Origin of the sequence: Sphingomonas guangdongensis (assembly GCF_900199185.1) — a bacterium.
GTDB lineage: Bacteria > Pseudomonadota > Alphaproteobacteria > Sphingomonadales > Sphingomonadaceae > Sphingomonas > Sphingomonas guangdongensis.
The window spans coordinates 597157-623941 of the sequence record NZ_OBMI01000001.1 but is presented as its reverse complement, the minus strand read 5'-3'; the positions used below and the strand labels follow the sequence as shown (position 1 = coordinate 623941).

General features: G+C 70.5%; 26 protein-coding genes and 1 pseudogene. 13 read left to right on the top strand and 14 right to left on the bottom strand.

The genetic code is table 11. From position 1 onward, the window contains the following. The first annotated feature begins 10 nt into the window (after positions 1 to 10). From CRO12_RS02900 to CRO12_RS02890, 3 genes are read left to right on the top strand one after another with little or no spacing between them, the layout of a single operon-like run. The gene (locus tag CRO12_RS02900) at positions 11 to 1345 is read left to right on the top strand and encodes an extracellular solute-binding protein (protein ID WP_179640847.1); all 1335 of its coding nucleotides are present in this window, start codon (positions 11 to 13) and stop codon (positions 1343 to 1345) included. After that, the gene (locus tag CRO12_RS02895; RefSeq protein WP_097062486.1) at positions 1342 to 2223 is read left to right on the top strand and encodes a carbohydrate ABC transporter permease; all 882 of its coding nucleotides are present in this window, start codon (positions 1342 to 1344) and stop codon (positions 2221 to 2223) included. Before CRO12_RS02900 ends, CRO12_RS02895 begins: the two co-directional genes overlap by 4 nt. Next, positions 2220 to 3071, top strand: a complete 852-nt coding sequence (locus CRO12_RS02890; RefSeq protein ID WP_245858156.1) for a carbohydrate ABC transporter permease — start codon at positions 2220 to 2222, stop codon at positions 3069 to 3071. The genes CRO12_RS02895 and CRO12_RS02890 overlap by 4 nt, the downstream gene beginning before the upstream one ends. On the opposite strand, the gene CRO12_RS18445 is transcribed toward CRO12_RS02890, so the two are convergent. The 5 genes from CRO12_RS18445 to CRO12_RS02865 form a co-directional block, all read right to left on the bottom strand. Next, positions 3061 to 4143, bottom strand: a complete 1083-nt coding sequence (locus CRO12_RS18445; RefSeq protein WP_097062485.1) for an ABC transporter ATP-binding protein — start codon at positions 4141 to 4143, stop codon at positions 3061 to 3063. The genes CRO12_RS02890 and CRO12_RS18445 overlap by 11 nt on opposite strands. Beyond that, the gene (locus CRO12_RS02880) at positions 4143 to 4688 is read right to left on the bottom strand and encodes a uracil-DNA glycosylase family protein (RefSeq protein ID WP_218838850.1); all 546 of its coding nucleotides are present in this window, start codon (positions 4686 to 4688) and stop codon (positions 4143 to 4145) included. The genes CRO12_RS18445 and CRO12_RS02880 overlap by 1 nt, the downstream gene beginning before the upstream one ends. Next, positions 4685 to 6004 (bottom strand): ABC1 kinase family protein, encoded by a 1320-nt coding sequence (locus tag CRO12_RS02875; RefSeq protein WP_097062483.1) that lies wholly within the window; start codon positions 6002 to 6004, stop codon positions 4685 to 4687. The genes CRO12_RS02880 and CRO12_RS02875 overlap by 4 nt, the downstream gene beginning before the upstream one ends. Continuing rightward, positions 6001 to 6522, bottom strand: coding sequence for a metallophosphoesterase family protein (locus CRO12_RS02870; protein WP_097062482.1), 522 nt, complete (start codon positions 6520 to 6522; stop codon positions 6001 to 6003). Before CRO12_RS02870 ends, CRO12_RS02875 begins: the two co-directional genes overlap by 4 nt. An 89-nt stretch (positions 6523 to 6611) precedes the next feature. Continuing rightward, positions 6612 to 7178 carry an alpha/beta hydrolase gene (locus tag CRO12_RS02865; protein WP_245858154.1) on the bottom strand — a complete coding sequence of 189 codons (567 nt, stop codon included), beginning with the start codon at positions 7176 to 7178 and terminating at the stop codon, positions 6612 to 6614. Positions 7179 to 7338: 160 nt separating this feature from the next. Between CRO12_RS02865 and epsC the strand changes: the two genes are divergently transcribed. The 3 genes from epsC to CRO12_RS02850 are packed head-to-tail and all read left to right on the top strand — an operon-like array spanning position 7339 to position 9340. Then, positions 7339 to 8325 (top strand): serine O-acetyltransferase EpsC, encoded by a 987-nt coding sequence (epsC, locus tag CRO12_RS02860; RefSeq protein WP_097062481.1) that lies wholly within the window; start codon positions 7339 to 7341, stop codon positions 8323 to 8325. Then, positions 8322 to 9074 (top strand): gamma-glutamyl-gamma-aminobutyrate hydrolase family protein, encoded by a 753-nt coding sequence (locus CRO12_RS02855; protein WP_179640845.1) that lies wholly within the window; start codon positions 8322 to 8324, stop codon positions 9072 to 9074. Before epsC ends, CRO12_RS02855 begins: the two co-directional genes overlap by 4 nt. Before the next feature lie 14 nt (positions 9075 to 9088). After that, positions 9089 to 9340 (top strand): hypothetical protein, encoded by a 252-nt coding sequence (locus CRO12_RS02850; protein ID WP_097062480.1) that lies wholly within the window; start codon positions 9089 to 9091, stop codon positions 9338 to 9340. Between the two features lie 113 nt (positions 9341 to 9453). Here the strand turns inward: CRO12_RS02850 and CRO12_RS02845 are convergent, their stop codons facing one another. After that, positions 9454 to 10194, bottom strand: coding sequence for an SDR family NAD(P)-dependent oxidoreductase (locus CRO12_RS02845; RefSeq protein ID WP_097062479.1), 741 nt, complete (start codon positions 10192 to 10194; stop codon positions 9454 to 9456). Positions 10195 to 10357: 163 nt separating this feature from the next. Here CRO12_RS02845 and CRO12_RS02840 point away from each other — a divergent pair, with 163 nt between their 5' ends. The 4 genes from CRO12_RS02840 to CRO12_RS18545 all read left to right on the top strand — a co-directional run bounded on the left by CRO12_RS02840 (position 10358) and on the right by CRO12_RS18545 (position 14143). Next, on the top strand, positions 10358 to 10630 hold the full coding sequence (locus CRO12_RS02840) for a hypothetical protein (protein WP_097062478.1): 273 nt from the start codon (positions 10358 to 10360) through the stop codon (positions 10628 to 10630). A 60-nt stretch (positions 10631 to 10690) separates the two neighbouring features. Further along, positions 10691 to 13048: a glycoside hydrolase family 95 protein gene (locus CRO12_RS02835; RefSeq protein ID WP_245858153.1), complete on the top strand. Its 2358-nt coding sequence runs from the start codon at positions 10691 to 10693 to the stop codon at positions 13046 to 13048. Between the two features lie 20 nt (positions 13049 to 13068). Next, positions 13069 to 13269, top strand: coding sequence for a ComEA family DNA-binding protein (locus CRO12_RS02830; RefSeq protein ID WP_245858151.1), 201 nt, complete (start codon positions 13069 to 13071; stop codon positions 13267 to 13269). A gap of 460 nt (positions 13270 to 13729) precedes the next feature. Further along, entirely contained in the window at positions 13730 to 14143 is a 414-nt protein-coding gene (locus CRO12_RS18545) for a ketopantoate reductase C-terminal domain-containing protein (RefSeq protein WP_097062476.1), read from the top strand. Here the strand turns inward: CRO12_RS18545 and CRO12_RS02820 are convergent. The 7 genes from CRO12_RS02820 to CRO12_RS02790 all read right to left on the bottom strand — a co-directional run bounded on the left by CRO12_RS02820 (position 14093) and on the right by CRO12_RS02790 (position 23004). Continuing rightward, the gene (locus CRO12_RS02820) at positions 14093 to 14599 is read right to left on the bottom strand and encodes a MarR family winged helix-turn-helix transcriptional regulator (RefSeq protein ID WP_097062475.1); all 507 of its coding nucleotides are present in this window, start codon (positions 14597 to 14599) and stop codon (positions 14093 to 14095) included. The genes CRO12_RS18545 and CRO12_RS02820 overlap by 51 nt on opposite strands. Further along, the gene (locus CRO12_RS02815) at positions 14596 to 15897 is read right to left on the bottom strand and encodes a 2-hydroxyacyl-CoA dehydratase family protein (RefSeq protein WP_097062474.1); all 1302 of its coding nucleotides are present in this window, start codon (positions 15895 to 15897) and stop codon (positions 14596 to 14598) included. Before CRO12_RS02815 ends, CRO12_RS02820 begins: the two co-directional genes overlap by 4 nt. Continuing rightward, positions 15894 to 17042: a 2-hydroxyacyl-CoA dehydratase subunit D gene (locus CRO12_RS02810; protein ID WP_097062473.1), complete on the bottom strand. Its 1149-nt coding sequence runs from the start codon at positions 17040 to 17042 to the stop codon at positions 15894 to 15896. The genes CRO12_RS02815 and CRO12_RS02810 overlap by 4 nt, the downstream gene beginning before the upstream one ends. Then, the gene (locus tag CRO12_RS02805; protein WP_097062472.1) at positions 17039 to 18046 is read right to left on the bottom strand and encodes an NADPH:quinone oxidoreductase family protein; all 1008 of its coding nucleotides are present in this window, start codon (positions 18044 to 18046) and stop codon (positions 17039 to 17041) included. The genes CRO12_RS02810 and CRO12_RS02805 overlap by 4 nt, the downstream gene beginning before the upstream one ends. Continuing rightward, entirely contained in the window at positions 18043 to 18996 is a 954-nt protein-coding gene (locus CRO12_RS02800) for an alpha/beta fold hydrolase (RefSeq protein WP_097062471.1), read from the bottom strand. The genes CRO12_RS02805 and CRO12_RS02800 overlap by 4 nt, the downstream gene beginning before the upstream one ends. A gap of 4 nt (positions 18997 to 19000) precedes the next feature. Further along, entirely contained in the window at positions 19001 to 21697 is a 2697-nt protein-coding gene (locus CRO12_RS02795) for a TonB-dependent receptor domain-containing protein (protein ID WP_179640843.1), read from the bottom strand. Between the two features lie 71 nt (positions 21698 to 21768). Beyond that, positions 21769 to 23004 carry a CaiB/BaiF CoA transferase family protein gene (locus CRO12_RS02790; RefSeq protein ID WP_179640841.1) on the bottom strand — a complete coding sequence of 412 codons (1236 nt, stop codon included), beginning with the start codon at positions 23002 to 23004 and terminating at the stop codon, positions 21769 to 21771. Positions 23005 to 23176: 172 nt separating this feature from the next. On the opposite strand from CRO12_RS02790, the gene CRO12_RS02785 reads away from it, so the two are divergent. After that, the gene (locus CRO12_RS02785; protein ID WP_097062468.1) at positions 23177 to 24607 is read left to right on the top strand and encodes a spinster family MFS transporter; all 1431 of its coding nucleotides are present in this window, start codon (positions 23177 to 23179) and stop codon (positions 24605 to 24607) included. Here the strand turns inward: CRO12_RS02785 and CRO12_RS02780 are convergent. Then, entirely contained in the window at positions 24586 to 25773 is a 1188-nt protein-coding gene (locus CRO12_RS02780) for an MFS transporter (RefSeq protein WP_179640839.1), read from the bottom strand. The two genes, CRO12_RS02785 and CRO12_RS02780, sit on opposite strands and share 22 nt — an antisense overlap. 127 nt (positions 25774 to 25900) lie before the next feature. Between CRO12_RS02780 and CRO12_RS18540 the strand changes: the two are divergent. Next, positions 25901 to 26591 (top strand): annotated as a pseudogene (locus CRO12_RS18540) (CoA transferase); the annotation flags it as partial. Positions 26592 to 26634: 43 nt separating this feature from the next. Beyond that, the gene (locus tag CRO12_RS17890; protein ID WP_179640837.1) at positions 26635 to 26772 is read left to right on the top strand and encodes a CoA transferase; all 138 of its coding nucleotides are present in this window, start codon (positions 26635 to 26637) and stop codon (positions 26770 to 26772) included. Positions 26773 to 26785: the final 13 nt, after the last annotated feature.

Here is a 26785-nt window from a genome sequence, read left to right as displayed (position 1 = left end):
TGTGTTATCGTTGTCCGACAAGAAAGCGCGGCGGCGCGATTGGTTGCGGAACCTCAACAACCGCAACCGTACCGGAGGACGGGCGATCGACGGCTTGACGCCGCTGGAGGTGACGCGGCGCGGCTGGCTGGCGGGGGCGGGCGCGCTCGCTATCGCGGGCTGTCATCCGGCGGCGCGCGCCGACCTGCGGTTCTGGGCGACCAGCTACGAGGGGGATTACTCGCCGCACCTGACCGCCGCGTTTGAGCGGGCGACCGGCCTGTCGGTCGACGTCCAGTCGGTGCCGTCCACCGCCGCGCACGAGAAGATGCTGACTGCGTTCGCCGGCGGGGCGCTGCCCGACGTGTTCATGGTACCGTCGGGCTGGGTGCGCGAGTTCTGGTCGATCGGCGCGATCGCGCCCGTACCGTCGCCGGCGCTGATCGCAGACACCGTGCCGACCGCGCTCGCGCTCGCGCGGGTGGACGGGCGCGACGTCGCGGTGCCGTGGGCGATCGCGCCGCAGGTGCAGTACTACCGGCGCGACCTGCTCGCCGCGGCGGGGTACGCCGGCCCGCCGGACGACTGGGAAGCGTGGCGCGCGATGGGGCGGACACTTAAGCGCCGTCGACCCGACGACTACGTCTTCCTGATGCTGCTGAACTGGCCCGACACGCTGGTCAGCATGTTGTGGCAGTCGGGCGCGCGGCTGCTGCGGGAGGACGACACGCGCGGCAACTTCAGCCAGCCGGCGGCTGAGGCGGCGTTCGCCTTCTACAAGTCGCTGTTTGATGAAGGGCTGGCTCCGCGCGCGCTCTCGACGGAGGTGCAGGATCCGCTTGCGGCGCTTGCCGCAGGTTACTTCGCGATCTGGCCGAGCTGGCCGACGCTGCTGCTCGACCTGCGCCGCCGCGCCGCCGAACTGCCGCGGGAGCGCTGGGGCGTGGCGCGGCTGGCCGGACCGACGGGGCCGAGCGTCGCGTCAATGGTCAGTGCTAGCCTGTGCGTGTCGGCGACGACGCCGCGACCGCGGGAGGCCTGGGCGCTCGTCCGACACCTGACCTCGCGGTCGAGCGAGGTAAAGTTCCAGCAGATGATCGGCAACCTGCCGGCACGGGCGAGCGCGTGGAATGCGCTGTCGCTCGACCCGCAGGTGCTCGCCCCCTTCGCCGCGCAGCTTGCCGCGCCTGGGCTCGCGCCGCCGGTGATCGAATGGGAGCGTATTCAGATCGAGATCCAGTATGCGGCCGAGCGGGTCGTTCGCGGGCTTCAGACGATCCGCCAAGCGCTCGCCGGGCTCGACGCGCGCGCCGATCAGCTGCTCGCCAAGCGGCGCGAGCTTGTCCAGGCGGGCCAGATCGCATGACCCGGCAGGAGCGTGCCGCCTGGGGCTTCGTCGGCCCGGTGCTGCTGATTACGTCGCTCGTCTTCGTGCTGCCGGTCCTGCTCGCGATGGCGCTCGCCGTGACCGACTATAGCATCTACGCGATGGCGGCGTCCGACAACGTCCGCTTCGTCGGCGCGGCGAACTTCACGGAGCTGCTCCGCACCCCGCTGTTCTGGCGTGCGCTCGGCAACACCTTTCTGTTCGCCTGCCTAGGCGTGCCGATGGCGATCGGCGCATCACTGTTTGCAGCCCTGCTGCTCAACGATGCGACGGTGCGCTGGAAGCCGTTCTGGCGCGTCGCGCTGTTCGCGCCCTATGTCACCAGCGTCGTCGCGACCGCGATCGTCTGGCGCTTCGTCCTCAACACCCGCTTCGGCCTGCTCAACTATGCGCTGTCGTGGGTCGGGGTGGGTCCGGTCGACTGGCTGGGCGATCCGCGCGCATCGATCCCGGCGATCCTGCTGTTCGTGACCTGGAAGATCTTCGGCTACAACATGATCGTGTTCACCGCCGCGCTGTCAGCCGTTCCCGTCGAGCTGATGGAGGCGGCGCGATTGGACGGCGCGTCGCGGTGGGAGCGCTTCCGCCACGTGACGCTGCCGGCGATCGGCCCGACGCTGCTGCTCGCCGCGGTGATGAGCGTGGCGGGGTTCCTCCAGCTCTTCTCCGAACCCTATGTCATGACAATGGGCGGTCCCGCGCAGAGCACCGTCACCGTGCTCTACTTCATGTTCGACGAAGGCTTCAAATGGTGGAACTTGGGACAGGCCTCGGCGGTCGCGCTGATCCTGTTCGTGCTGATCCTGGCGCTCACCACGATCCAGACCCGCATAGGGCGGCGCTACGAATGGCTGTGAGGCGCCGCACCCTCCGCGCCGTCGCGCTCAACGCCGCGGTTGCGCTGCTGACGGCAGTGACGCTGCTGCCGCTCGTCTGGATGGTGCTGGTGTCGTTCATGCCGCGCTATGCGTCGAGCGCCTTTCCGCCGCCGTTCTGGCCGGCGCGCTGGACGGGGGAGAACTATTACGAGCTGCTGGTGCGACGCCAGTTCGAGGGGGCGTGGTTCGACTACAAGGTCGTGCCCGCGATCTGGAACAGCTTAGGGGTAGCCGCGGTTGCGACGCTGCTCGGGCTGCTGCTGACCGTCCCCGCCGGATACGCCTTTGCAAAGCTGCGCTTCACCGGACGCGAACGGCTGCTGAAGCTGCTGCTCGCGCTGCTGGTTGTGCCGGGGCAGGTGGCGATGCTGCCGCTGTTCCTGCTGCTGCGTGAGGTCGGACTGGTGAACAGCTATGCGGGCGTGATCCTCCCGAGCCTCGCCGGCATCTTCGCGATCCTCTTTGTGCGTCAGGCGGCGCTGTCGATTCCGGATGAGATGCTCGACGCCGCGCGGCTGGACGGGGCGAGCGAAGGACGCATCTTCGTCTCGATCGTGCTGCCGCTGCTCGCGCCGATCACCGTTACGCTCGCGCTGTTCATCTTTCTCGGCAGCTGGAACGATTTCCTGTGGCCGTTGATCGTGCTGTCGGACGCGCACAGGTACACGCTGCCGGTCGCGGTGGCCGCGATCGTGCGCGAACATGCCGCCGACGGCGAGCTGATGATGGCCGCCGCCGTGGTCACGACTCTGCCGGTGCTGCTGCTGTTCCTGTCGCTCCAGCGCTTCTACATCGGCGGGCTGCTCGGCGGCAGCGTCAAGGGCTGACGCGCGGCAGGGCGTTCCCGGCGGTGTTGAACAGGTGGATCTGCGCGGGCGGTGCGGCAAAGGTCAGCACCTCGCCCAGCGTCACCCGCCGGTCGCCCGGCAGCTGCGCGACCACCGTGTCCGCCGCGCCGCGGGTGCCAAGGTGCGCGAAGGACAGCGGGCCGAGCCGCTCGAACAGTTCCACCGCGCCGGTGAACGGGCCGGTGTCGCTCGGGTGGAGGTGCTCGGGGCGGACCCCCACCGTCACCACCTGCCCGAGCGCCGCCAATCGGCCAGCGCGCACCTGCTGCCCGTCGCTCAGCCGCACGGTCGCGCCCTCCGCAGCGACCTCCTCAACCGTTCCCGACACGACGTTCATGCCGGGCGAGCCGATTGCCCGCGCGACATGGAGCGTCGCCGGATCGTCGTAGAGCTCCAGCGGCGATCCGACCTGCTCGATCACGCCGGCGTTCATGACGACGATCCGATTGGCGAGCGTCATCGCCTCCAACTGGTCATGCGTCACGTAGATCATGGTCGCGCCGAGCGAACCGTGCAGCCGCGCGAACTCGTGCCGCATCCGCCCGCGCAGCTCCGCGTCCAGGTTCGACAGCGGCTCGTCGAGCAGCAGCACGTCGGGCTGGCGGACGATCGCGCGGGCGATGGACACGCGCTGGCGCTGCCCGCCCGATAGTGCTGCCGGACGCCTGCCGAGCAGCGCGGTGAGGTCGAGCGACGCGGCGACCTCCGCCACCCGCGCCCTGATCTCCGCTTTCGGACGTTTGGCGACCTTCAGCGGAAAACCGATGTTCTCGGCGACAGACAGGTGCGGGTAGAGCGCGTAGGACTGGAACACCATTGCCAGGCCGCGGTCGGCGGGCGCGGCGTCCGTCACGTCGCGGCCATCGATCAGGATGCGGCCGCTGGTCGGCGTCTCCAGCCCCGCGATCAGGCGCAGCAGCGTCGACTTGCCGCACCCGGACGGGCCGACGATCACCACGAACTCGCCGTCCTCGATCACGAGGTCGGTTGGGGCGAGTACCGCGGTGTCGCCGAAGCGCTTGGACACGCCGACAATGGCGACACTCGCCATCAGCGGGCGAGCAGGCGGGCGGCTTGGGTCAGGGTGGCGGCGATGCGGCGGGGCACGTCGGGGCTGGTGCAGACAAAGGTCGGGGAGGGATGGGGCATGGCGAGAATGTGAACGCCGGGTCGCGCCTGTGCAACCACGGCATCCGCCCGGGCCGCGACGCTACCGGACAGAACGACGACCCCCAGCCGCGGCAGCAACGCGAGCAACGGCGGCAGCCAGGTCAGGCCTTCGCGGATCTCGCCCACACGCAGCGCCCGGTTGCGCGCGCCATCGGCATGAACAATCCACGGCACCGCGTTCCAGATCACCGTGTCGGCGCGCGCGATCCCGGCATTGTCGAGGAAGCGGATCAGGTTGCGCGCCGTGCCCGTCGGATTGTCGCGGCTGACGTAACGCGGGCCGGCTCCGCCCGGCCCCGGCGTCTCGAGCAGCAGGAGCAGCCGCGCCCGATCACCACCGTCGAGCGGGTCGAAGTGCGGCACGCGCCGGTCGCCGCGGACGCGCTCCCGCCACTCCTCGAGTGCCAGCAGGTGCGGCGGGGTCACGCGGGGAGGTAGCTGGTGAGTTCCGCGCGCACGTCGACGCTCGCCTTCAGCCGCGCGCAGAGCAGCGCGGTGCCGCTGATCTTGCGCTGGACGAACAGCGTGTCGACCGGCGGTACGTGCCAGGTCGCGCGGTCCTGCGCCATGACCATGGCTTCCTCGCGGATCACCTGGACGAACGCGCGGTCGCCGAAGTCGAACGGGCCGGGCTTGTTGAGCTCGGCCAGGATCACGTCGAGCATCCGGTCGACCGTCGCGCGGTGCCGCTCGACCGCGGCGTCGCCGAGGAACCCGGCCGCGACCGCCGCGGAGCGCACCTGCTCCCGGTCACCGCCAAGCCCGGCCGCGAGCAGCCGTCGGTAGCCGTCCTGCGTTTCCGGCTTCACCTCACGCGCGGCACCGAAGTCGAGCAGCACCAGCCGCCCGCTGTCCGCTTGCCACCGATAGTTGGCGAAGTTGGGGTCGGTCTGCATCACGCCCCAACCGAACAGCTCGCGCAGGACCAGGCGGACGAGCGCGTGAGCGGCACGGTTGCGCTCGTCGGCACCGCGACCCTCCAGCGCCTCGATCGGCTCGCCCGCGACGTAATCCATCGCGAGCACGCGCGCGGTGCTGAACTCGGGCACGAGGCCGGGTACCAGATAGGCGGGATCGTCGCCGACCAGCGCCCGGTAGCGCGTCAGCATGGCCGCCTCGCGCGCGTAATCCGCCTCCTCGTGCAACTGGCGCTTGGCCTCCGCAAGCAGCGGCGCCAGGTCGAGCTCACGTGGGAGCAGCCCCGATACCCGCAGCAGCGTGGTCACATTGTCGACGTCGGCGTCGATGCTGTCGGCGACGCCCGGATACTGGACCTTGATCGCGACCGTTCGCCCGTCGGGCAGCTCGGCGCGGTGAACCTGCCCGATGGAGGCGGCGGCGATCGGGTGCGCCTGAAAGTGGCGGAAGCGGCGACGCCAGTCCGCGCCCCATTCGGCCGCGAGCACTTGGGCAAGCTGCTGCGGCGGCATGTGGTGGGCGTTGTCGCGCAGCCGCGCCAGGATCGCGGTGAGCTCGGGCGGGAGGACGTCGCCTGCGTCCATGGAGATCATCTGCCCGAGCTTCATCGCCGCGCCGCGCAGGTGCGACAGCTGCTCGGCGACGCGCGCCGCATTGGCAGGGGTGAGCAGCAGGTCGCCCACCTTCGGCCGCTCGCCCGCCGCCAGCCGCCGCGCCCCCTCCGACAGCATGCCGCCTGCGACGCTCGCCCCCATGCGCCCGAAGCGGGAGAGCCGCGACAATCGCCCGCTCGGCACGCTGCGGCTCCGCCCGTCGTCGGTCATCGGCTGGTTCCTTGTTCGAGTAGTTGCGCCAGCGTGACCGGCGCGAAGTGGTGGACGTCGACGCCAACGTCGTACTGGCGCGGCAGCGGTTTCAGCCGACCGTGGCTGTGACCGTGCAGGTTGATCGCGCGGGCGTGCTGCTGGTTCCAGCTGCGGAACGGATAATGGCACAGCACCAGCGGGTGCCCATCCGCCTCCAGCTCGGCATAGTCGCCGACGCTGGCCCAGCCGGGCGCGGCGGCGGTGTCATCCGGATCGTTGTTGCCGCGCAGCAGGTGCTTGGTGCCGTGGAGCCGTGCGAGCAGCGCCGCCACGTCGCCGGGCCGCCGCGCGACATCGCCCAGGTGCCACACGATGTCCTGCGGCCCGACGACTGCGTTCCAGCGCTCGATCAGCAGCGCGTCCATCGCCGCTACGTCGGCGAACGGGCGACGCCAGATGTTGATGGTGCGGTGATCGCCGAAGTGGGTGTCGGCGGTGAAGAACAGGCGGGTCGAAAGGGCATCGGTTGCGGGCACGCGCTGCTAACGGTTACCGGCCCATGCGGCTCCCCCAGGCGATAGACGCGGAACCGCTGTGACCGGCAGCGCGCCGAGGCGTGGTGGCGCTATCCCTCGCCGACCGCTTCCAGCAAGCGCCGGGCGCGGCCCACGTCGCCCTCGACGATTGCGGTGGTGAACCGCTGGATCATGGCGCGGAACGGCCCGCTGCGGGGCGCGGCAGCGCTCGTTTCGGGCGCCGCGAGCAGGCGGCTGCCCCACTCGCCCGACAGCGCCTTCGCGTCCTGACCGGTGCCGAGCACCAGCGAGGGGAAGGGCAGGACCGACCGGGGCGAGGCGAAGGACGCGGTCTGGTCGCCGCTCGCCGGATCGATCAGCAGCGCGCCCGCGACCCGCTCCACATAGGCGCGGGGCGACAGCCTGGCCCACCACGCCGCCGCGGCGCAGCCGATCCCCTCGGCGACCAGCAGCACGGCACGATCGGCACCCGCCACCGCATCGTCGATCAGCGAAGCCGTGACGTTGCGCTGCGCGGGCGTGTCTGCACGGCACGGGATCAGGCGTCCGGGATTGATCGGCAGCGCGGCGAGCATGTCGGCGAGCCCGATCCGCGCAGGATGGCCGCTCAGGATCACCGGCTGCAGCCGATCCAACGTCAGGGCAGTGGCGGCCACTTGCGACTCCTCCGTTGCCTGCTGCGGCGCGCCTGCGCTCGCGGAGGGCATAGTCGCGCGGCACCGACGCCGAGCCTAGCAAGCAGAACTTGGTGCTCGTAAAGCAAATCTGACAATTCCTACTTAGCTGATGGGATATCACTTGGGGCGGAGGTCATGAATGACGCAGACGCCGTTCGCCGAGGATTTCGCACGCGTTCGGGGCAGCGACTCGACGGGTGTCGGCACGGTACCCGACATCGTCGCGGCCCTCAGGGCCAGTCGCGACACCTGGCGCGCCCGCGAAGGCGCGGGCCAGGACGGCGCGAGCTTCCCGGCGCGGGCCGCAGTCGCCGGGATCGTCGAGCTGCTTTCCGCCGCGCTCTACCCGCGGCGGCTCGGTCGCTTCGGCGGGAGCAACGCTGACGAGGACGGCTTCGTCGCCGCTCAGCTGTCCGCCGCGCTCACCGCGCTGGAGCGGGAGGTCGGACGCGAGCTGGCCTATTGGCAGGCCGAGGCGCGTGTGCCGTTTCCGCGCGAGCAGGCCGGTGAGATCGCGGCGCTGTTCGGGGCGGCGCTGCCCGACATCCGACGCCAGATCGACGAGGACGTCGACGCGGCCTTCCTGATCGATCCCGCGGCGCGCAGCGTGGACGAGGTGCTGATCTGCTACCCGGGGGCGATCGCCTGCCTCCACCACCGCATCGCGCACCAGCTCTTCGCGCTCGGAGCGCCGATCGTCGCGCGGCTCATCTCCGAACTCGCCAACGAGCGCACGGGGATCGACATCCATCCCGGCGCCACCATCGGCCGTCACCTGTTCATCGACCACGGCACCGGCGTCGTGATCGGCGAGACGGCGCGGGTCGGCGACCGCGTCCGCATCTACCAGCATGTGACGCTCGGCGGCCGGACGGCGCCGGGTACCGCGCGCCGGGCGCAGCGGCCGGGCATGCCGCGCCATCCGGTCGTCGGCGACGACGTGGTGATCTACGCCGGCGCGACCATCCTCGGTCCGGTCACGATCGGCGCGCGATCGATCATCGGCGGCAACGTCTGGCTGCTGAGCGACGTCGCGCCCGACAGCGTGATCGTGCAGCCGGAGGCGCGGCACCTGCCCGCCAGCTCGGCGGGCGACCTGCGCGACGCGCTGGAGGACGCGGCATGAGGGAGGGAGGGCGGCGCCCGATCGTCGGCATCATGTGCGGGAACGAGGTTGCCAATCGCCCGGTTCAGGCGGTCGCCACCCGCTTCCTCGATCCGCTGAAGCGGTTCTGCGATGCCAGCGTGCTGCTGGTCCCCGCAGCGACGGACGCGGTCGACATCGCCGCGACCGCGGCGGTGCTCGACGGGCTGCTGCTGACCGGCGGACGCTCGCACGTGTCGCCGCGCCACTACGGCGACCACGCCGCGCCCGAACCGGAGACGGTGGATCCGGAGCGCGACGCCGTCGCCCTGGCGCTCGCCGAGCGCATGATCGCCGGCGGCAAGCCCGTGTTCGGCATCTGCCGAGGGCTGCAGGAAATCAACGTGCTGTTCGGCGGCTCGTTATCGACGATCGCCGCGGCGCCACGCCACCACCGCGGCAGCTGGGACGACGACTATGACGCGCTGTTCCGCCATCGCCACCTGGTCGAGCTGACCGCGGGCGGGGTGCTGGCCGCGGCGAGCGGCCGGCGGCGGCTGCGCGTCAGCTCGGTCCACCAGCAGGGGATCGCCCGGCTCGGCGGCGGGCTGCGGGTCGAGGCGCTGTCGGCCGCCGACGGGCTGGTGGAGGCGGTGCGCGCCCCCGCCTGCGGCGCGAACGTGCTGGCGGTGCAGTGGCATCCGGAATGGGACGTCGATCGCTGCGCGGGCAGCCGCGGCTTCTTCACGGCGTTCGGCGCGGCGCTCAGCCACCAGACAACGGTTCAATAACGAAAGGGTGATCAATGAAGAAATCTGCTGCCGTGCTCCTGCTGCTCGCCGCGCTCCCGCTCGCCGCCTGCGGCGGCTCGACCGAGACGACCAACAGCGTGGTGACGGAGAATGTCGCCGGCGACCCGCTCGGCAACGAGCTGGAGGCCGGCGACGCCTTCGGCAACCTGTCCGGGGACAATGCCGTCGCGCTCAACGACACGCTGCTGGACAATGCCGCTACGCTCGAAGGCAACAGCCTGACCGCGACCGACAACAGCCAGTGACCCATTCCGCGGTTAGCCACGTGCCGCCCGCGTCCCAGATGCCTGGAAATGCTCCCTAGGCACAACTCGGCCCGACGATGACCTCGTCGGGCCGTTCTTTTTGGGCTGCGGACTCAGGTCAGCGCGCCGCCGTCGACCGTCAGGCTGGTGCCCGTAATCTGGCGCGCCGCCGGGCTCGCCAGAAACGCCACCGCGGCAGCCACGTCTTCCGGCTGGCCGTAGCGGCCAAGCGGGACCAGGCTGCGCTGGTAGTCGGCCGTCTCGCCGTCCTCCGGATTCATGTCGGTATTGGTCGAACCGGGCTGAACCAGGTTCACGGTGATGTCGCGCGGACCAAGTTCCTGCGCCAGCCCGCGGGTGAACGACTGCAACGCCGACTTGGTCATGTAGTAGACGGTGCCGGGTGCCCCGACGATGCGGTCGGCGCCGGCCGATCCGATGTTGATGATCCGCCCGCCCGCGCCGAGATGCGGGATCGCCGCCTTGGCAGCGAGGATGGGCCCGCGCACGTTGACGGTCAGGAGCGCGTCGATGTCCTCGACCGGGAAGCTCGCGATGTCGCTGTAGCGGGCGATCGCGGCGTTGTTCACGAGGATGTCGAGCCCGCCGAGTGCCGCCGCCGCCTCACCGACCGAGCGCTCGATCGCGCCCGCGTCGGCGCTGTCCGCCTGGATCGCGACCCCGCGCCGGCCGAGCGCCTCGATCCGGGCGACTACCGCGGCCGCACGCTCCGTCGCGCGCTCATAGGTGATCGCGACATCCGCGCCCTTCTCAGCCAACCCGATCGCGATCGCCGCGCCGATGCCGCGCGAGGCGCCGGTGACCAGGGCGCGCTTGCCCGCGAGTTCCTGCATAAGCCTGTATCCTTATATAGTGATCGACACATAATGTTTGGCGTTCAGCAGTCGGGCCGTCAACGTCTAAATGTGTCGATCACTACAGAAATGATCTCCGCATCGGCAACGTCGCGGGGCACGCCGGCTTGGGTCGCGGCCGTGGCTGCGCTACGGAGCACGGATGGACTTCGATGAACTGCTCGTCCGCTTCTTCGGAACCGACGACATCGCCACCCTTCCGCCCGAGCAACTCGCCGCCGGGATCGACCGCCTGCGGCTGCAGTTCGGGCTGGAGAAGGACAGCGGTCGGCGCTTCGCGCTGTGGTGCCTAGCCTACATGCTCGGCGTCGCGCCTGACCTCGACACCGCCTTTGCCGACGAGGAGGATCGCGAGGCCGCGCGCGACTTCATGGACGCGGTCGACAACGAGATCGAGGACGCCGAGGACGAGTGACGCAGCGCCGGTGATCGGGTCGGCCCGGCGCGACGAGGCCTTGAAGGGGGGGTGCAGGGCGTGGATCGGCGTGAACTGCTGGGGCTCGCCGCGCTCGGTGCGCTGGACCTTAGCTGGCCTGCGTCCCCGGGTGCCGCCGCCCAGCAGACAGACCGGACTGCGGACGCGCCGCGGCTCTGGTACCGTCAGCCCGCGCGAATGTGGCTGGAGGCGCTGCCCGTGGGCAACGGGATGCTCGGCGCGATGGTGAGCGGCGGCGTTCGGGACGAACTGCTCCAGCTCAATCACCATGGCTGGTGGGCGGGCCAGCCCTACCATCCCGTCAACCCGGCCGCGCGCGAGGCGCTGCCGCGGGTGCGCCAGCTGATCCTCGACGGGCGGATCAAAGAAGCGCACACGCTCGCCGACGCCGCGCTGGTCGGCCGTCCGGCGAGCCAGATGCCCTACCAGACCGCCGGCGCGCTGCTCGTCCGGCTAACCGGCGTGAATGACAACGACGCGGAAAGCTACGAGCGGGATCTCGACCTCGACGGCGCGCTGGCGAGTGCCAGCTTCACCGCGGGCGGGCGGCGCTACCGGCGGGAGGTGTTCGCCTCCCATGTCGATCGGGTGCTCGTCGTCCGCCTGTCCTGCGATGCGCCGGGCGCGATCGACGCGCAGCTGGCGTGGCGCGCGGGTCCGGACGCGGCCGCGCTGCCGGCCGGTGACGATCAGCTCCTGTCCGTGCTGCGCGGCGCCAGCAGCGCCGGCGTGCCGGGCGGGCTGACACTGGCGCTGCGCGCGCAGGCGCTGCCGCGCGGCGGCCGGGTGGTGCGGGAGGGTGACGCGCTGACCGTGCGCGGTGCCGACGAGCTGGTCGTGCTGGTCGCGCTGGACAGCAGCCACCGCCGCTTCGACCGGGTCGATGGCGATCCGGTCGCCGCTACCCGCGATCTGCTCGCCGCCGCCGCCGCCAAGTCGTACGCGACCCTGCTCGCCAATCATCAGGCCGATCACCGCCAGCTGTTCCGGGCCGCCGCGCTGGAGATCGGCCGCTCGCCCGTCGCCGAGCTGTCGACCGACGCACGGGTCGCGATCAGCCGGCCGCAGGACGATCCGGCGCTCGCCTCCTTGTACTTCGCCTACGCCCGCTATCTGCTCATTGCCTGCTCACGCATCGGTGGCCAGCCGGCCAATTTGCAGGGCATGTGGAACGACAGCAACGCCCCGGCCTGGGGCTCCAAATACACGATCAACATCAACACCCAGATGAACTACTGGCTGGCCGAACCCGCCAACCTCGCGCCCTGCGTTGCGCCGCTCGTCGCGATGGTGGAGGAGCTGGCCGCGTCGGGCGCACGCACCGCGCGCGAGATGTACGGCGCACGCGGCTGGGTCGCGCACCACAACACCGACCTGTGGCGCGCCACCGCGCCGGTCGACGGCAGCTTCTGGGGCCTGTGGCCGATGGGCGGCGCGTGGCTGTGCCTGCACCTGTGGGATCACTATGACTACGGCCGCAGTGCGGCCTTTCTGCGCCGAGTATGGCCTGTGATGCGCGGCGCCGCGCTGTTCTTCCTCGACACGCTGGCGCCGGAGCCCGGCAGCGACCGGCTGCTGACCAACCCGTCGCTGTCGCCGGAGAACGATCACGGTCACGGCGGCAGCCTGTGCGCCGGCCCCGCGATGGACATGCAGATCCTGCGCGACCTGTTCGCGCGCTGCGTCGAGGCGGGCGCGATCCTGCGGCTGGACGCCGATCTCTGCGCCCGCTTCGCCGCGGCCCGCGCGCGGCTGATCCCCGACCGGGTTGGTCGCGCGGGCCAACTGATGGAGTGGCGCGACGATTGGGACGGTGACGCGCCCGATCAGCGCCACCGCCATGTGTCGCACCTCTACGGCCTCTACCCGAGCGACCAGATCAACCGCGACGACACGCCGGCGCTCGCGGCGGCGGCGCGGCGGTCGCTTGAGCGGCGCGGCGATGCGTCGACCGGCTGGGGCCTCGCGTGGCGGGCCAGCCTATGGGCACGGCTGGGTGACGGGGAGCGGGCGCTCGGCGTGCTCCATCGCCTGCTCTCCTCTCCGCGCACCTACCCCAATCTGTTCGACGCGCATCCGCCGTTCCAGATCGACGGCAATTTCGGCGGTGCCGCCGCGATGATCGAGCTGCTGGTGCACAGCCGCGGCGACCTCCTCGAGCTGCTGCCGGCGCTACCCGCCGCGTGGCCGCACGGATCGATCCGCGGCGTGCGTGTCCGCGGCGCGGCGGAGCTTGATCTCCGCTGGACGAACGGGCAACTGAGCGAGTGCCTTATTCGGCCGCGGATCGGCGGAACCCGAGTGGTTCGCTGCGGTTCCGACCGGCGGACGGTGGAGCTTCGACCCGGACGCATCGTGCGGCTGCTAGGTCCTGGCCTCCAGGCGGCTGACGCGTGACGATGATGAGGAGCGACGATGTGAGCGACACCGTGGACGTGAACGCCGCAACGGCGGACGAGCTCGACGCGGTGCCGGGCCTCGCCGGGCACGGGTTCGAGATCGTCCGCTATCGCGGCGAGCGCGGCCGCTTCACCGACCTGCGCCAGCTGGAGGAGGTGCCGGGCCTCGCCGGCAAGGTCGACGGCAGCCGGGCGCACCTGCGGGTCGGGGAGGACTGACCAGCGGCTGGAAGCGCAGCCCGACTCCGGTGGTGATCAGCCGGCCGAGCGGGCTCGACTGCTGCACGTCGAAGCCGCCGCTCTGCCGGGCATCCGACGCCAGGATGGCATCGGGCGGGTCGCGGTCGAACAGGTTGGTGACGTTCAGCGACAGGGCGTGAGCGCGGCGACCCCGGTCGTTCAGGCAGAACGGCATCCCGTGGTGGTACGGCGACGGGGCGGGCGGACGCCTGACCGTGGCCGAGCTCGCGCTGCCCGGTCCGACGCGGGCGCTGCGCGAGCGGGTCGGCGTCGCGCGGACGATCGGTGCCGTGGTGTCGTCCTCCAACGAAGTCGAGCGCCCGGGCGTGGTCCGCAACAGCTCACCCGAACGAAACCAGCTGACCATCGGTGAGATCGATGACAGCGCTAGCGGCCGGATTGCGGAGCTCCGCGCCGTGCTGGTCGCGGCCGGGATCGCATCGCCGCCCACGTTGGACATCCGGGAGGCGGTCTGGACCAAGCTGATCAACAACCTGCGCGCCTCGCTGCTGTCGCTGCTGACCGATCGGACGTCACGCGAGGTGTCGACGATCCGGCCCTGCGCCCGATCGTCGACGCGGTCGGGGCGGAGGCGGTCGCGATCGCGGCGGCGAGCGGGGTCGACTGGACGATCGATCCGCGACCGCCCGCGGCGGGTCACCTGTCCTCCATGCCCCAGGACCACCGCCGCGGGCGACCGCTGGAGGCGGATGCGCTGCTCCATCTGCCGCTCGCCTTTGCTCGCGCAGCCGGCGTGGCGGCACCGACCCTGACGACCCTCGCCGCGCTGGTGAGCGCCGCGCTAGAGCAGGTGGTGGTAGATCTTGTCGAGCGCGGCGCGAAAGTCGCGTAGCTCGGCGGCGGTCAGGGCTTCGCGGGCCGGGCGCTCGTTCTCCAGCGCGCGGGCGAGCAGGCCGTCCAGCGCCACCTTGCCCTCGTTGGTCAGCGCGACGCGGTGTCGGCGACGATCGCTCGGATCACGGGTGCGGGTCGCCCAGCCGCGCTGTTCGATGTCGTCGAGCACTCCGACCAGCACCGTCTGGTCGTAGCCGCCGAACCGCGCGAGATCGATCTGCGAGATGCCGGGATTGGCGTCGATCACCGCCATCACGCCGAACGCGCCCGCCTTCAGCCCGAGCGCGAGCGTTTCCTTGCGGTAGCAGTCGGTCAGGTAGTTGCGGATGTGGCGCAGCCGGAAGTTAATCAGCTGGTCCAGCACGCCCAGCGAGAAACTCTCCGCCAATCCGGGCGTGGCCGCGCCCGGCGGCACCGGGTCGGCAATCTTCGTTGTCGCCCTGCGAGCGGTCATTTGAGTACGCGTTGCTCCAGAAATTCCTCGACCTTCCGTATCATGGCGGCGTTATCCCACAAGCGGGCATCGACCATGCTGGCAGTCAGCGTCAGCGTCGGAATGCCGCCTTGCTCCAGGGCCATGGCGCACAATTTGGTGCCGAACGCGCTCATCCGGTCGCCGATCGGGACCAGCATCACCGCGCCCGTGCAGCCGTAGTCGCGCGCCTGCTCGATGATCCATTCCGCCATCCAGCCGGGCAGGTGGAGCTGCTCGTTCATCGAGATGTGCCGCGCGGCGAGCGCCCGCAGCGGATCGTCGGTGAAGTATTTCCGGTACCCGTCCGAGAGGAAGTTGGAGTACATCGACCACACGAACGTCGCCCCGTACTTCTCCTCGAACGCGCGGTAGAAGCCGGTGTTGAACCACAATCCGTTGTTCACCCACAAGAGCCGGACGCGCTCGTCCGGGCAGGCGGCGACGCCGCTTGCGACCCGCGCCTCCAGTTCCTCGCAATAGGTGCGCAGGTGGTCGACCGCCCATTGGCTGCCGCGGTTCCAGGTCGCGGCCATGACGTTGGTGAGCTGTTCGGGCAGCGACACCGGCGCGGGCCGTGCGGCGGCGATGATCCGCTTCGCACGATCGACCAGCTCGCCCGCCTCGTTCACGCGGTGCATGACTTGGCGGAACGCGCCTGGGTCGAGCGAGCGGTGGGTCAGCGTCTCGGCGACCGCGATGACGTTCTCGATCTGCTTGACCTGGAAGTCGAGCCGGTGCGGCTCGTACAGCGCCTCCCAGTCGGACTGCGCGTGGCGGAACCAGCCGGGGGTCAGCTCCGTCACGGAGGAGTTGTCGATCGTGACGAGCGGCACGCCGCCGAACGCGCGCGCCCATTGCTCGCCGATCTTCTGCCCGTAGTCGCCGCGCAGCCGCTCCAGGATCATGGTCGGCTTCGGCAGCCCGCCATAGGGTGCGCGCTCGGGCTCGTTCGCCAGCGTCGTCATGAACGGCAGGCTGGTGTAGCGCGGCAACCCGTCGTGGTAGCCGAGCTCGTCCATCAGCCCGAAGTAGTAGGGCGAGAGCTGTTTCGCCGAGATCACCGCCGAGTACCACGGCAGCGAAATGACGGGCACGTCCATGGTGTGGAAGATCTCGTGCGGGGCAACCGCGTCGGCGATGACATAGTCGCCGCCGCCCTCGATCACCTCCGCGCGAAACCGCGCCTGGGTCGCCTTCTGATAGGCCTGGGCGGCGAGGGTCGCGGCCATGCGCTCGCCCTCCGGCGCACGCGGCGGCCGGGTCGCGGTGTCGGTCATGCGGGCACTTTCTGGAGCGTGGCGAGGAAGCCGGCGACCGCCGCGTGCTGCTCGGCGACGGGCGGGTCGAGGTAGGGCTGCTGCTTCAGGAACAGCGACGGGATGCCGCGCGCGTCGAGCAGCTTCTTCTGATCCGGATACTCCCAGCCGAGCGTGTCGTCGTACTGGTCGTGGAAGAAGATCACCACCTCGGCCCGGCTTCGTTCGACGAGCGCCAGGAAGCGCTGGTCCTGCGCGCGCTGAGGGTAGGCGCGCAGCCCCGGGATGCCGAGCTGATAGTGGTGGACAAGCGCTTCCCACGGATCGCCGCCCTCGCTCACCAGCGTGTCATAGGTGGTGTCTCCGGCGACATGGTCGTGCGCGACGACGCGGGCACCCGCCTCCTCGATCAGCGCGGTCACGCGCGGATCGCTCTGCGGGCTGCCCTTCAGCAGCACGCGCGGCCGATCGTCGCGGCGGACCGGCGGCGGATCGGCGACCAGGGCCTCAAGCGCCGGCACGGCCTCGTCCGGATGGAGCACTGACGCCGCCGCGATGACGGCGAGCGCATCGACGCCGGAGAGGGATGGAGCGTCGCCCTGCCAGAGCGTACTCGCTTGCCCGAGCAAGCTGCGCAGCCGGTTGCAGGTCGCGATCGCCGTGCGGAGCGCCGCTTCGTCGATCCGGGCGCCGCCGATCTCCTCCAGGCGCGCGGCGAGTGCCCGCATCCGGCCGAGGTCGTACTGCGCGACCGTCCAGTGCGGCGTCTGCAACAGGTCGAAGAGATGGAGCGGCGGCACGCTCGCCTGCAGCTCCCATTTCGGGATCTCTTTCAGGAAATAGTAGAGCTGAAGGTAGGTCTCGGCCGTGCGCGGGATCACCAGCAGGCTCATGTCGGCGAAGTCGCCCTCCATCGCGGCGCCGAACAGCGACTGGACCTCGCCGTCGAAATACTCCTCCAGGTAGCGCTCAGTGAGCGGGGACCGCCGCGCGGGATCGCCGACCAGCCGGATCGGATCGAGCCCGGCGGCGAGGATCAGCTCGACCGGCACGGCGTTCAGGAAGTAGCCGACCAGCGTCGCACCGGCGGCACGGCGGCGGCGCGCTTCGCCCAGCCGATCGGCATAGACGGCGCGGATGCGCGCGAGCGCGTCGGCTCCCGTCACGCGACGTCCCCGACCTGGACTACCAGCTTGCCGAGCGCCTGCCGGTCGGCGATCGCGGCGATCGCGGCCGGTGCGTCTGCGAAGGAAAAGACCTGCGACACGCGGGGGCGGATGCGGCCGGCCACGAACAGCGCGACCAGGTCACGGACATTCTGCGCCGCGACTGCCGGCTCGTTGGTCTGCAAGCCGCCGTTAAAGACCCCGACGATCTCCGCGCCCTTCAGCAGCGGCAGGTTGAAGGGAAGGCGCGGGATGCCGGCGGTGAAACCCACGACCAGGTAACGGCCTTTCCAGGCGAGCGCGCGGAAGGCAGGCTCGGCATAGTCGCCGCCGACTGGGTCGTAGACGATGTCGAAGCCGCGCGCGCCACCCGCTTCCTTAAAGCGCTGGCCGAGGCCACGCGCTGCATCCTTGTCGAGCGGGCCGCGGTCGTAGACGATTGCCGCGTCCGCGCCGCTCGCTCGTGCGAAGTTCGCCTTCTCCGCGCTCGAGCAGGCGGCGACGACGGTGGCACCCAGCGCCTTGGCGATCTCGATCGCGGCGATCCCGGTCCCGCCCGCCGCGCCCAGCACCAATACGTGCTCACCGGCCGCGATCCGGCCGCGCTGCACCAGCGCGTGGTAGGAGGTGAGATAGGTGAAGAGGAACGCGGCACCCTCCGCCATCGACATGCCCTCGGGCAGCGGCGCGCACTTGTGCGCGGCAACCGCGACCTCCTCCGCCAGGCCGCCCCAGCCGGTGCGCGCGATCACCCGGTCGCCGACCGCGAGCGCGGTGACCGCCGACCCGACCTGCGTCACTACGCCCGCGATCTCCCCGCCGGGCGCGAACGGACGCTCGGGTTTGAACTGGTAGAGGTCGCGGATGATCAGGCTGTCGGGAAAGTTGATCCCGCAGGCGGCGACCTGGACGACTACCTCGTCGGCCATCGGCGCGGGCGAAACCGTGTCCGTCAGCCGGAGGGTCTCCGGCCCGCCGACCGCCTCGCTATGCCAGATCCTCATGCCATGTTCCTTCCCGGAGCTGAGAGCGCGGATATGCCCACGCGGAGCGCGGCGACCAGCGCGAGCGGCTGATCGACCATGATGTGATGGCGCGCGCCCGGCACCGCCGCGACGAAGCGGCAGTCGGGCAGCTGCGCGCTGAGGTGGGCGACGTGATCCTCCCCGACCAGCGCCGACTCCGCGCCGTGGAGGAGGCCGATCGGCACGCGCGCCTGCGGCACGAGCGCGTCGGCCGCGGTGCGGTCGAGGGTCGCCCAGAGGTTCGGGTCGAAGCGCCACGTCCACCCCGCCGGGCCGTTCGCGTCCGCGGCGACCTGGTGCAGCGACCCGCGCGCGAGGTGGTCGACGGCGTAGAGGTGTTCGCTTGTCTGCGGCGGCGCGAAGCGGTAGCGGGCGAGTGCGGCGGCGAGCGTCGGGTAGCGGCCGGGCGCACGACCGGTCACCAGCCAGCTCGGCCGTTTGCGCGCGGGCGGGGGAACGAAGCTGTCGACCATGATCCCGCCGCCGAGCCGCTCGGGATGGTGCGCGGCGGTGTAGATCAGCGGGATACCGCCGAAGCTGTGCGCGACGACGATCGGCGGTCCCGCGGCGGCGAGGTCGCCCGCGTCGGTCGCGCCGAGCAGCTCGGCCGCGAACTGCGCGACCGAGTAGCTTTGCCGCCACGCGGAACCGCCCATCCCCGACCAGGAGATCGCGGCGCAGCGGTGCGTGGCGGCGAAGAAGGGCGCGATAAAGCTCCACCAGTCGGCGTGCGCCGCGTTGCCGTGGAGAAAGAGCAGCCCGGGCCGGCCGCGCTCGCCCCAGGTCAGCAGCTCGATCGCCGCGCCGTCCGCATCGAAGGTCGCGCGCGCCGGGGCGTCAGCCAGCGCGGCCGTGAACCAGGCCGGTGCCGGCGGCTGCCGCCCCTCGAAGAAGCCGAGCAGGGAAGGGAGATCGTCGCCGTCGGGCAAGGCGTCAGAACTTCTTGGCGAGCGTGAAGGCGACCAGGCGCCCGACCGCGCTCGCCTGCCCGGGATCGAAGCCGCCGACGATGTTGACGAAGGGGGGATCCTCGTCGAGCAGGTTGGTGACGTTGACGCCGAGCGACAGCCCGTTCAGCAGCCCGGCGCTCCGGAACTCATAGGCGACGTTCAGGTCGATGGGGTTCCAGCTCGACACCCGCTGGTTGGGCGTGACCAGCGTGTTGCTGTACCCGCCGACGTGGTTCAGCGTCGCCCCGACGGAGAAGCCGTTCAGCTCCCATCCGGCATAGGCGCGGGCGCGGAACTCGACCGGGAAGTTGATGCGGCCGGTCTGCTCGACCGGGGTCGCGATCTGGGTCACCGCAAAGTCGTAGTTGAGGACGTAGCTGCCGTTCACGCCGATGTCGAAGCGGCTCGCCCCGGCCTCGAACGCGTAGCTCGCGTCGAAGTCGAAGCCGGAGGTGCTGATCGAGCCCAGGTTCTGCGCCGAGCCGTCGTACAGGAAGGCGATGACGGGCGGCCGCACGCCGTTGATGACGAGCCCGCGGTCGAGATACGATTGGATCAGCGCGTCACTGGGATTGCGCGTCACCGCGAAGCTGTAGTTCGCATCCAGCAGGCTCTGCGAGGTCCGCGGCGGGAAACCGATCAGGTCCTTGTAGAGCAGCGAAAAATAGGTCGCGCTGAGCTGCAGCCCGCGGATCTGCGTCGGGTTGACCTGGACGGTCGCGGACCAGGTCTCCGCCGTCTCCGGCGTCAGATCCGGGTTGCCGGCATTAAGGGTCAGCCCGACGCTCGACCCGGTCGGCGACTGGCGGTCGGTCAGCGTCGCAACCGTCAGGCTCGCGCCCGTGCGCAGCAGCGGCAGATCCTGGAGCCCGGGCGCCCGGAAGGAGGTGCCATAGCTCCCCTTGAACAGCAGCCCGGCGACCGGCGACCAGTTGAGCCCGATCTTGGGATTGGTGGTGCTGCCGACGTCGTCATAGTCGTCGTAACGGACGGCGGCGGACAGATCGAGCCGCTCCAGCCCCGGCGCCGCGTTCGCCGTGCCGAACACGGGCACGTAGAGCTCGGCATAGGCCGACTTCTGGTTGCGGCTGAGCTTCGGGTTGTTGATGATCGACGGAGCGGCCGCGGTGCCCTGGCGGCTGCCGGCATCGGAGGTGTAGCGGACAAACTCGCCGCCGATCGCCAGCCGCACGTCGCCGCCGGGCAGTGCGACCAGCGGCCCGTCGGCCTGGATCGATCCGCCGCGGGTGCGGCTGACCGCATACGGGTTGAAGAGGCCCGAGTAGATCGCGTCGAGCACCGCGGGGCTGTTGGTGCCGCCGAAGGGATTGAACGCCTGGGTCGGATCGCTGCTGCGCAGCCGCGCCGTCAGCGTCGCGGTTTCCGGTCGGCGCGTGTTCTGTTCGCTGAAGTCGGAGGTGTAGAACCCGTCGAGGCTAACCTTCCACGCGTCCGTCACTTCCCAGGCGATGCCGCCGGTCGCGAACAGCGTGTTGGTGGTGCCCTGCTGACGGATCGGGCCGAGCAGCGGCGTGAAGTCGTATTCCACGGTCACCGAGGTTGCGGTGCTGCCGACCGGGCGGACAAAGAACGGGTTGGTGTTTGGCACCGTCAGGCTGACGATGTTGGTGGTCGATCCCTGCTGGATCGCCAGCGAGGTATAGTCGCGCGCCGAGTAGAGCCCCTGCGCATGGAGGGTGATGCGGTCGCCGACCTCCTGCTCGAGGTAGCCGTAGACGCGGTGGCGCTCCTCCCGCGGGAGGATGTCGCCGAAGCGCAAATTCTCGCACAGGTTGCGGGTTCCGGCCCGCAGTTGATTGGCGGTCGCGGGGGTCACGCCGCCCGCGGGAATCGCGTAGGATTGCCCGCCGACCACGATGTTGCCCGGGCTGCACTGGCTGTTGCGCAGGTCGCTGCCGCCGAACTCGCGCAGGTCGGACCGGTTGTAGTCGCGCTCGCCGCCGTTCAGATTGTCGTTGCGGGTGTATTCATAGGCGAGCGTCACGCCGCCGCTGCCCCAGCGCTGCCCGGCGAGCAAGCTGCCCTGCGCCAACCAGTAGCCGTCGGCGAAGCCGTAGCGACCGCGCGCCTGGAGCCCCTCATAGTCCTTGCGCAGGATAAAGTTGACGACGCCCGCGACCGCGTCCGAGCCATAGACCGCGGAGGAGCCGTCCGGCACCACCTCGATCCGCTCAATGGCGATGCTCGGAATCGCCGAGGCGTCGACGTAGTTGGACGACACGCCGCTGAACGACAGTCGCTGCCCGTCGATCAGCGTCAGGGTCGCCTGCGGGCCGACCCCGCGCAGGTTGAGCGCGCTGCCGCGGGTGGTGTTGGTGCCGCCCTGACCGCCGCTGACGGAGGGGGAGGAGGCGTCGACACCGAAGCCCTGGATCTGCGGCACCTTGCGCAGGAACTCGCCGACGGTCGCGGTCGGCTGCGCGACCACCTGGTCCGCGCCGACCGAGATCACGGCTGAACCCACCGGCCCGGTGCCGCGGATGCGGCTGCCCGTCACGATGATGTCGGCGGCGGTGTCCTCCGGGACCACCTGCTCCTGCTCGCCCGACGGGGCCGAAGGGTTCTGCGCCGGAGGCGGCGCAACCGGGTCCGTGTTGGTCTGGGCCGCGGCCGGAAAGGCGAGCGCCAGGCACAGCGGGGTGACAGCGATGTAGTGCAACGAACCTCTCCTCATCTTTTCTTTGTTGTCGGTCGTGCGCCGTTTCGGCGTTGGTCGGGTGCTCGGGCCGGTCAGGTCGCGCCGCTCGCGTGCAGCGCGGCGATCGCATCGTCGCCGAGTCCCAGGCTCGCCAGCACCTCGTCGGTGTGCTGCCCGAGCGTCGGGACCGCGCCCGCGCTCATCGGGCCGCTCGCGAGCTGGAAGCCCGGCCCCACCACCTTCAGCGGCTGCTCGCTGCCGGGCAGTTCGCCCTCCAGGAAGATGCGCCGCTCCTCGAAGTGCGGGTGCTTCAGCACTTGGCCCAGGTTGCGGACGATCGCGACCGGCACGTGCCGCGCGGCGAGCTGCTCCTCGATGTCCTCGCCATTGTGCTCGCGAAAGATCGCGGCGAGCGCGGTACGCAGCGCCTCGTGGTTGGCAACCCGGTCGGCGTGGGTGGCGAACCGCGGGTCGGCGATCAGCCAGCGGCAGTGGAGCACGTCGCACAGCGCCTCGATCTGGTGCTGGTGGTTGGCGCCGATCGAGATGTAGCCGTTCGCCGTCCGGTACGTCTCCGCCGTCGCGACAAGGCGGTAACCCTTGTTCCCCGTCCGCCCGCGCACCTCGCCCGTGTAGAAGTAGGTGGGGACTGCGGCGCCCAGCAGGTTGAAGGCGCTGTCGAGCATCGCGACGTCGACGAAATCGCCGGTGCCGGTGCGTTCGCGCCGCTGCAGCGCGGCGAGGATGCCGATCACCGCCATGTAGCCACTGAAGGTGTCGATGATCGGAAAGCCGACCTTCATCGGCTCATCATCCGGATTGCCGTTCATCCACATGATGCCCGACATCGCCTGGACGATGTGGTCGTACGCGGTCCAGTCGCGCAGCGTGCCGGTCTGCCCGAAGCCGCTGATCGAGGCGTAGACGAGCCGGGGATTGCGCGCCTGGAGGTCGCCCGGCGACAGCCCGATCTTGGCAGCGACGCCGGGGCGGAAGTTCTCCACCAGCACGTCGCTGCGCTCGACCAGCGCGTGCACCACCGCGATCGCGGCCGGGTTCTTGAGGTCGAGCGTGATCGATTTCTTGCCCATGTTGGCCGAGGCAAAGGGCAGGCTCATCCCCGGCAGCCCGGCGTGTTCCGTATAGTGGCGGAAATCGTCGCCGACGCCCGGCCGCTCGACCTTGACCACCTCCGCGCCCAGCATCGCCAGCATGTTGGTGCAGGTCGGACCTGACAATGCGTGGCTCAGGTCGAGGACGCGAATACCCTCCAGCGGCCGGGATGCTTGCGGGGTCGCCTGGCGACCCGACTGGCTTGCACTCTCCATGACCTCTCCAGATCGTCTTGCTAACAAACAATACAGAAGCCAATTAGTCATATAACTTGACTTTCGGCAAGCGCCTGTCGAGCATCGCTGGCAGAAAAATCGAGCGGGCACCGCCCGCGAGGAGAGGTCCGATGCGTCACGACCACACACCCGTTCGAGCCGCGACACGTTGATGGCGATCGAGGAACAGGACGCGCTCGCCGCGCCGTCGCCGGCCGGTACGTTCCCTCGCGCGGCGGGCTGGACCCGGGCGCAGATCTACGTCCTGGTGCTGCTGGTCTTGGTCAACATCTGCAACTACCTCGACCGCGGCGTGCTTGCGATCCTGCAGGAGCCGATCAAGCGCGACCTCGCGCTCCAGGACTGGCAGCTCGGGATGATCAGCGGCCCGGCCTTTGCGATCCTCTACTCCTTCGCCGGCATCCCGGCGGCGCGCATCGCGGAGCGGGTGAACCGGATCTCCGTGCTGTCGCTCGCGCTCGCGCTGTGGTCGGGCATGACCGCGCTGTGCGGCGTGGCGGGCAGCTTCGGCCACCTGGTCCTGGCGCGACTGGGTGTCGGCGCGGGGGAGGGGGCCTGCACCCCGGTCAGCCACTCGCTGGTGGCGGACACCTTTCCGCCGCAGCGCCGCGGGCTCGCGCTCGCGGTGCTCACCACCAGCATCCCGCTGGCGCAGATGCTGGCCCCGCTGATCGGCGGCTTCGTGGCGATGACCTATGGCTGGCGGGTGGCGTTTGCGGTGGTCGGGCTGCCGGGCATCGCGCTTGCCGTGCTGCTACGGCTCACCTTGCGGGAACCGCGCGACGATGCCGCGAACACGCTGGTGTCGCGCGCGCCGGCGGGTCGGTTCCGGGACGACCTCCGGCTGCTGCTTCGCCTGCGCTGCTTTCGCTGGCTGTTCCTTGCCTCGGTCTTCATGGGCTGGGCGGTCGGCGCGACCAACATCTTCACCGCCAGCTATTTCCTGCGCCAGTACGACCTGACGCTGGCACAGGTCGGCATGGTGACGGCGGCGGGCCTCGGCGTCGCGGGTCTGGTCGGCACCTTCGCCGGCGGCTGGCTCGCCGATCGCTTCGCCGGGCGCTACGGGCGGTCCTACCCCGGCATGTGCGCGGTCGCGGCGGCGGGAGCAGGGCTGTTCTTCCTGATCACCTTCACCCGCCCGACCTGGCAGGCCGCCGTCCTCTTCCTGATCGTCGCCAACCTGTTCAACGACCTGAAGAACGGGCCCAACTACGCCGCGCTCCAGAACATGGCGCCGCCGCACATGCGGACCACCGCCACCGCGATCCTGATGGTGGCGGTGATCGTGCTCGGCACCGGCTGCGGCCCGCTGATCGTCGGGGTGGCGAGCGACCTGGCGGCGGCTCGGGCCTTTCCCGACGCGCTCGGCAGCTTCACCGCGGTCTGCCCGGGCGGGAAGGCGCCGGCGGGTGCGGCGGCGCTGCTGCACGATGCTTGTGCGGCGGCGTCGGCGGCTGGCCTGCGCGGCGGGCTGATGGCGGCGTGCCTCGCCTATGCGCTGGCGGCGCCGTGCTTCCTCCTGTCCGCGCTGACGATCCGCACCCCGCTGCAGGGCGCTCAGGACCCGCGCGAGGCGTAGCGTCTGAGCGCGAGCGCGAGCAGCACCAGTACGCCGATCAGCGCGAGCTTGAGCGAGGGGCTGGGCACCAGCCGTACCGTGGCGGTGGAGAACAGCGCCGCGCCGCCCATCTGGGTCATGCCGAACAGGCTGATCGCTGCGCTTGCGTTGTCGCGCTGCCGCTCCAGTGCCTGCGCCATGAGGGCGGGACCGGTCATTCCGCTGCCGAACGCAATCAGCATCATCGCGGCGAGCAGCGCGACAAGGTTGCCGCCGGTCGCCGCGACTGCCATCACCAGCACGGCACCGCTGCCGAGCGCCGCCGCACCGATGCTGCCGAGCCGCCCTGGCCAGCGCGCCATGACGCGCGGGACCGCCAGCGTGCCGGCGATCATCGCGCTCGCCACCACCGAATAGTAGAGCCCGGCTTGGGCAGGGCTCGCCCCCGCCGCGCGCAGCAGGAACGGCGACACCGCCAGGTACACGTACATGCCGCCGGTGATCAGTGCGTTGGACAGCGCGAGCGGCAGGTAGCGGCCCTTGCGCACGACCTGGAAATAGGTGCGTGCGAGCCTGGCCGGCCCGATCGGCAGGCGGTCACCGGGCCGCGTCTCCCCCAGCAGCGGCGCCAGCGCGATCGCCGCGATGCTGAGCGCCAGCAGCAGCCAGAACGGCGCCTGCCATCCGCCGATCGAGGTCAGGGCGCCGCCGATCGTCGGTGCGACGGTGGGAGAAATCAGCGTGACGCTGCTCATCAGCGCGAGCGGCGCGGCCGCGCTCCCCTTCGGCGCACGGTCGGTCGCCATCGCGCGCGCGGTGACGAGTGCGGTCGCGGCGCCGAGCGATTGCACTGCGCGACCGGCCAGCATGACCGCCAGGCTGCCCGCCGCGCCGCACGCGAGCGTGCCGGCGGCAAACACCGTGAGCCCGCCCAGGATCACGGGCCGGCGACCATAGCGATCGGCGAGCGGCGCGCCGACCAGTTGCCCCAGCGCGAGCCCGACCAGGTAGACCGTGATGATCAGCTGTCCGTCGGCGGCGGAGATCACCAGCCCCTGCGCCACCAGCGGCAGCGCCGGAACGATGATCTGGGTCGCGAGCGATCCCAACGCCGCGATCCCGCCGAGCAGCAGCAGCTGTGCTCGTCCGATCCCTGCCCGCACCGTGTCGATCGCTCTTCCCCCCAAGTTGATTTAAATCAGTACGACAAACCATCGACTGGACAAATTACTTTCTGCTCAGCAGAAGTGTGTAGCGACGGCGGAGGCGCCTTGGCGGCACCGGCACCGATACGATGGTCGTGGGAGTGGATCGATGGCGAAGCCCCTGGCGGGGATAACGATACTCGATTTCACCCACGCACTGGCCGGGCCTTTCTGTACCTCTCAGCTTGGGCTGCTCGCCGCGGACGTCATCAAGCTTTAGGCGCCCGGCACCGGCGACGATTTCCGTGCCTTTGCCCCCACCACCTTTCTCGCGGTGAACGGCGGCAAGCGCTCCGTGACGCTGGACCTGAAGCAACCCGCGGCGCGTGAGGTACTCGACGCGCTGCTGCCGCTCGCCGATGTCGCCGTCGAGAATTATCGTCCGGGCACCGCCGAGCGGTTCGGGCTGGAGTGGGACCGGCTGCGCGCGATCAACCCGCTGCTGATCTTCTGTTCCATCTCAGGCTTCGGGCTGACCGGTCCGCTGCGCGATCTGCCGGCGGTGGAATGGTCGGCGCAGGCCGCCGGCGGGCTTTCCGCGCAGGATCTGGGCGAGGAGGCGGACCCGCGCGATCCCGGTTTCGGGATGCTCGATGTGTCGACCGGGCACAGTGCGCTCACCGCCATCCTCCGCGCTGTTCCAGCGCGAGCGGCAGGGCACCGGGCAGCGGATCGACACCGCGCTACTCGACGCCGCCCTGATGCTCTCGACCGCGCGGCTCCACGCGCCGGCGAGCGCCGAGGGGTCGCGGGAGAGTCGCCCGGCGGTGGGGCGCTTCCGCGCCGCCGATCGCCGGCCGTTCGTGATGGGCGCACCAGCGCTGGTTCGCGACGATCTCCGACGTGCTCGGCGCGCCTGCGCTCGTCGACGATCCGCGCTTCGCGACACCTGCAGATCGCCAGGCGCACGCCGACGATCTGCTTTCGGCGATGGAGGCGCGGCTCGCGGCGCGGCCCGCGGCCGAGTGGGAGGTGACGTGACCCCGTTTTTTTC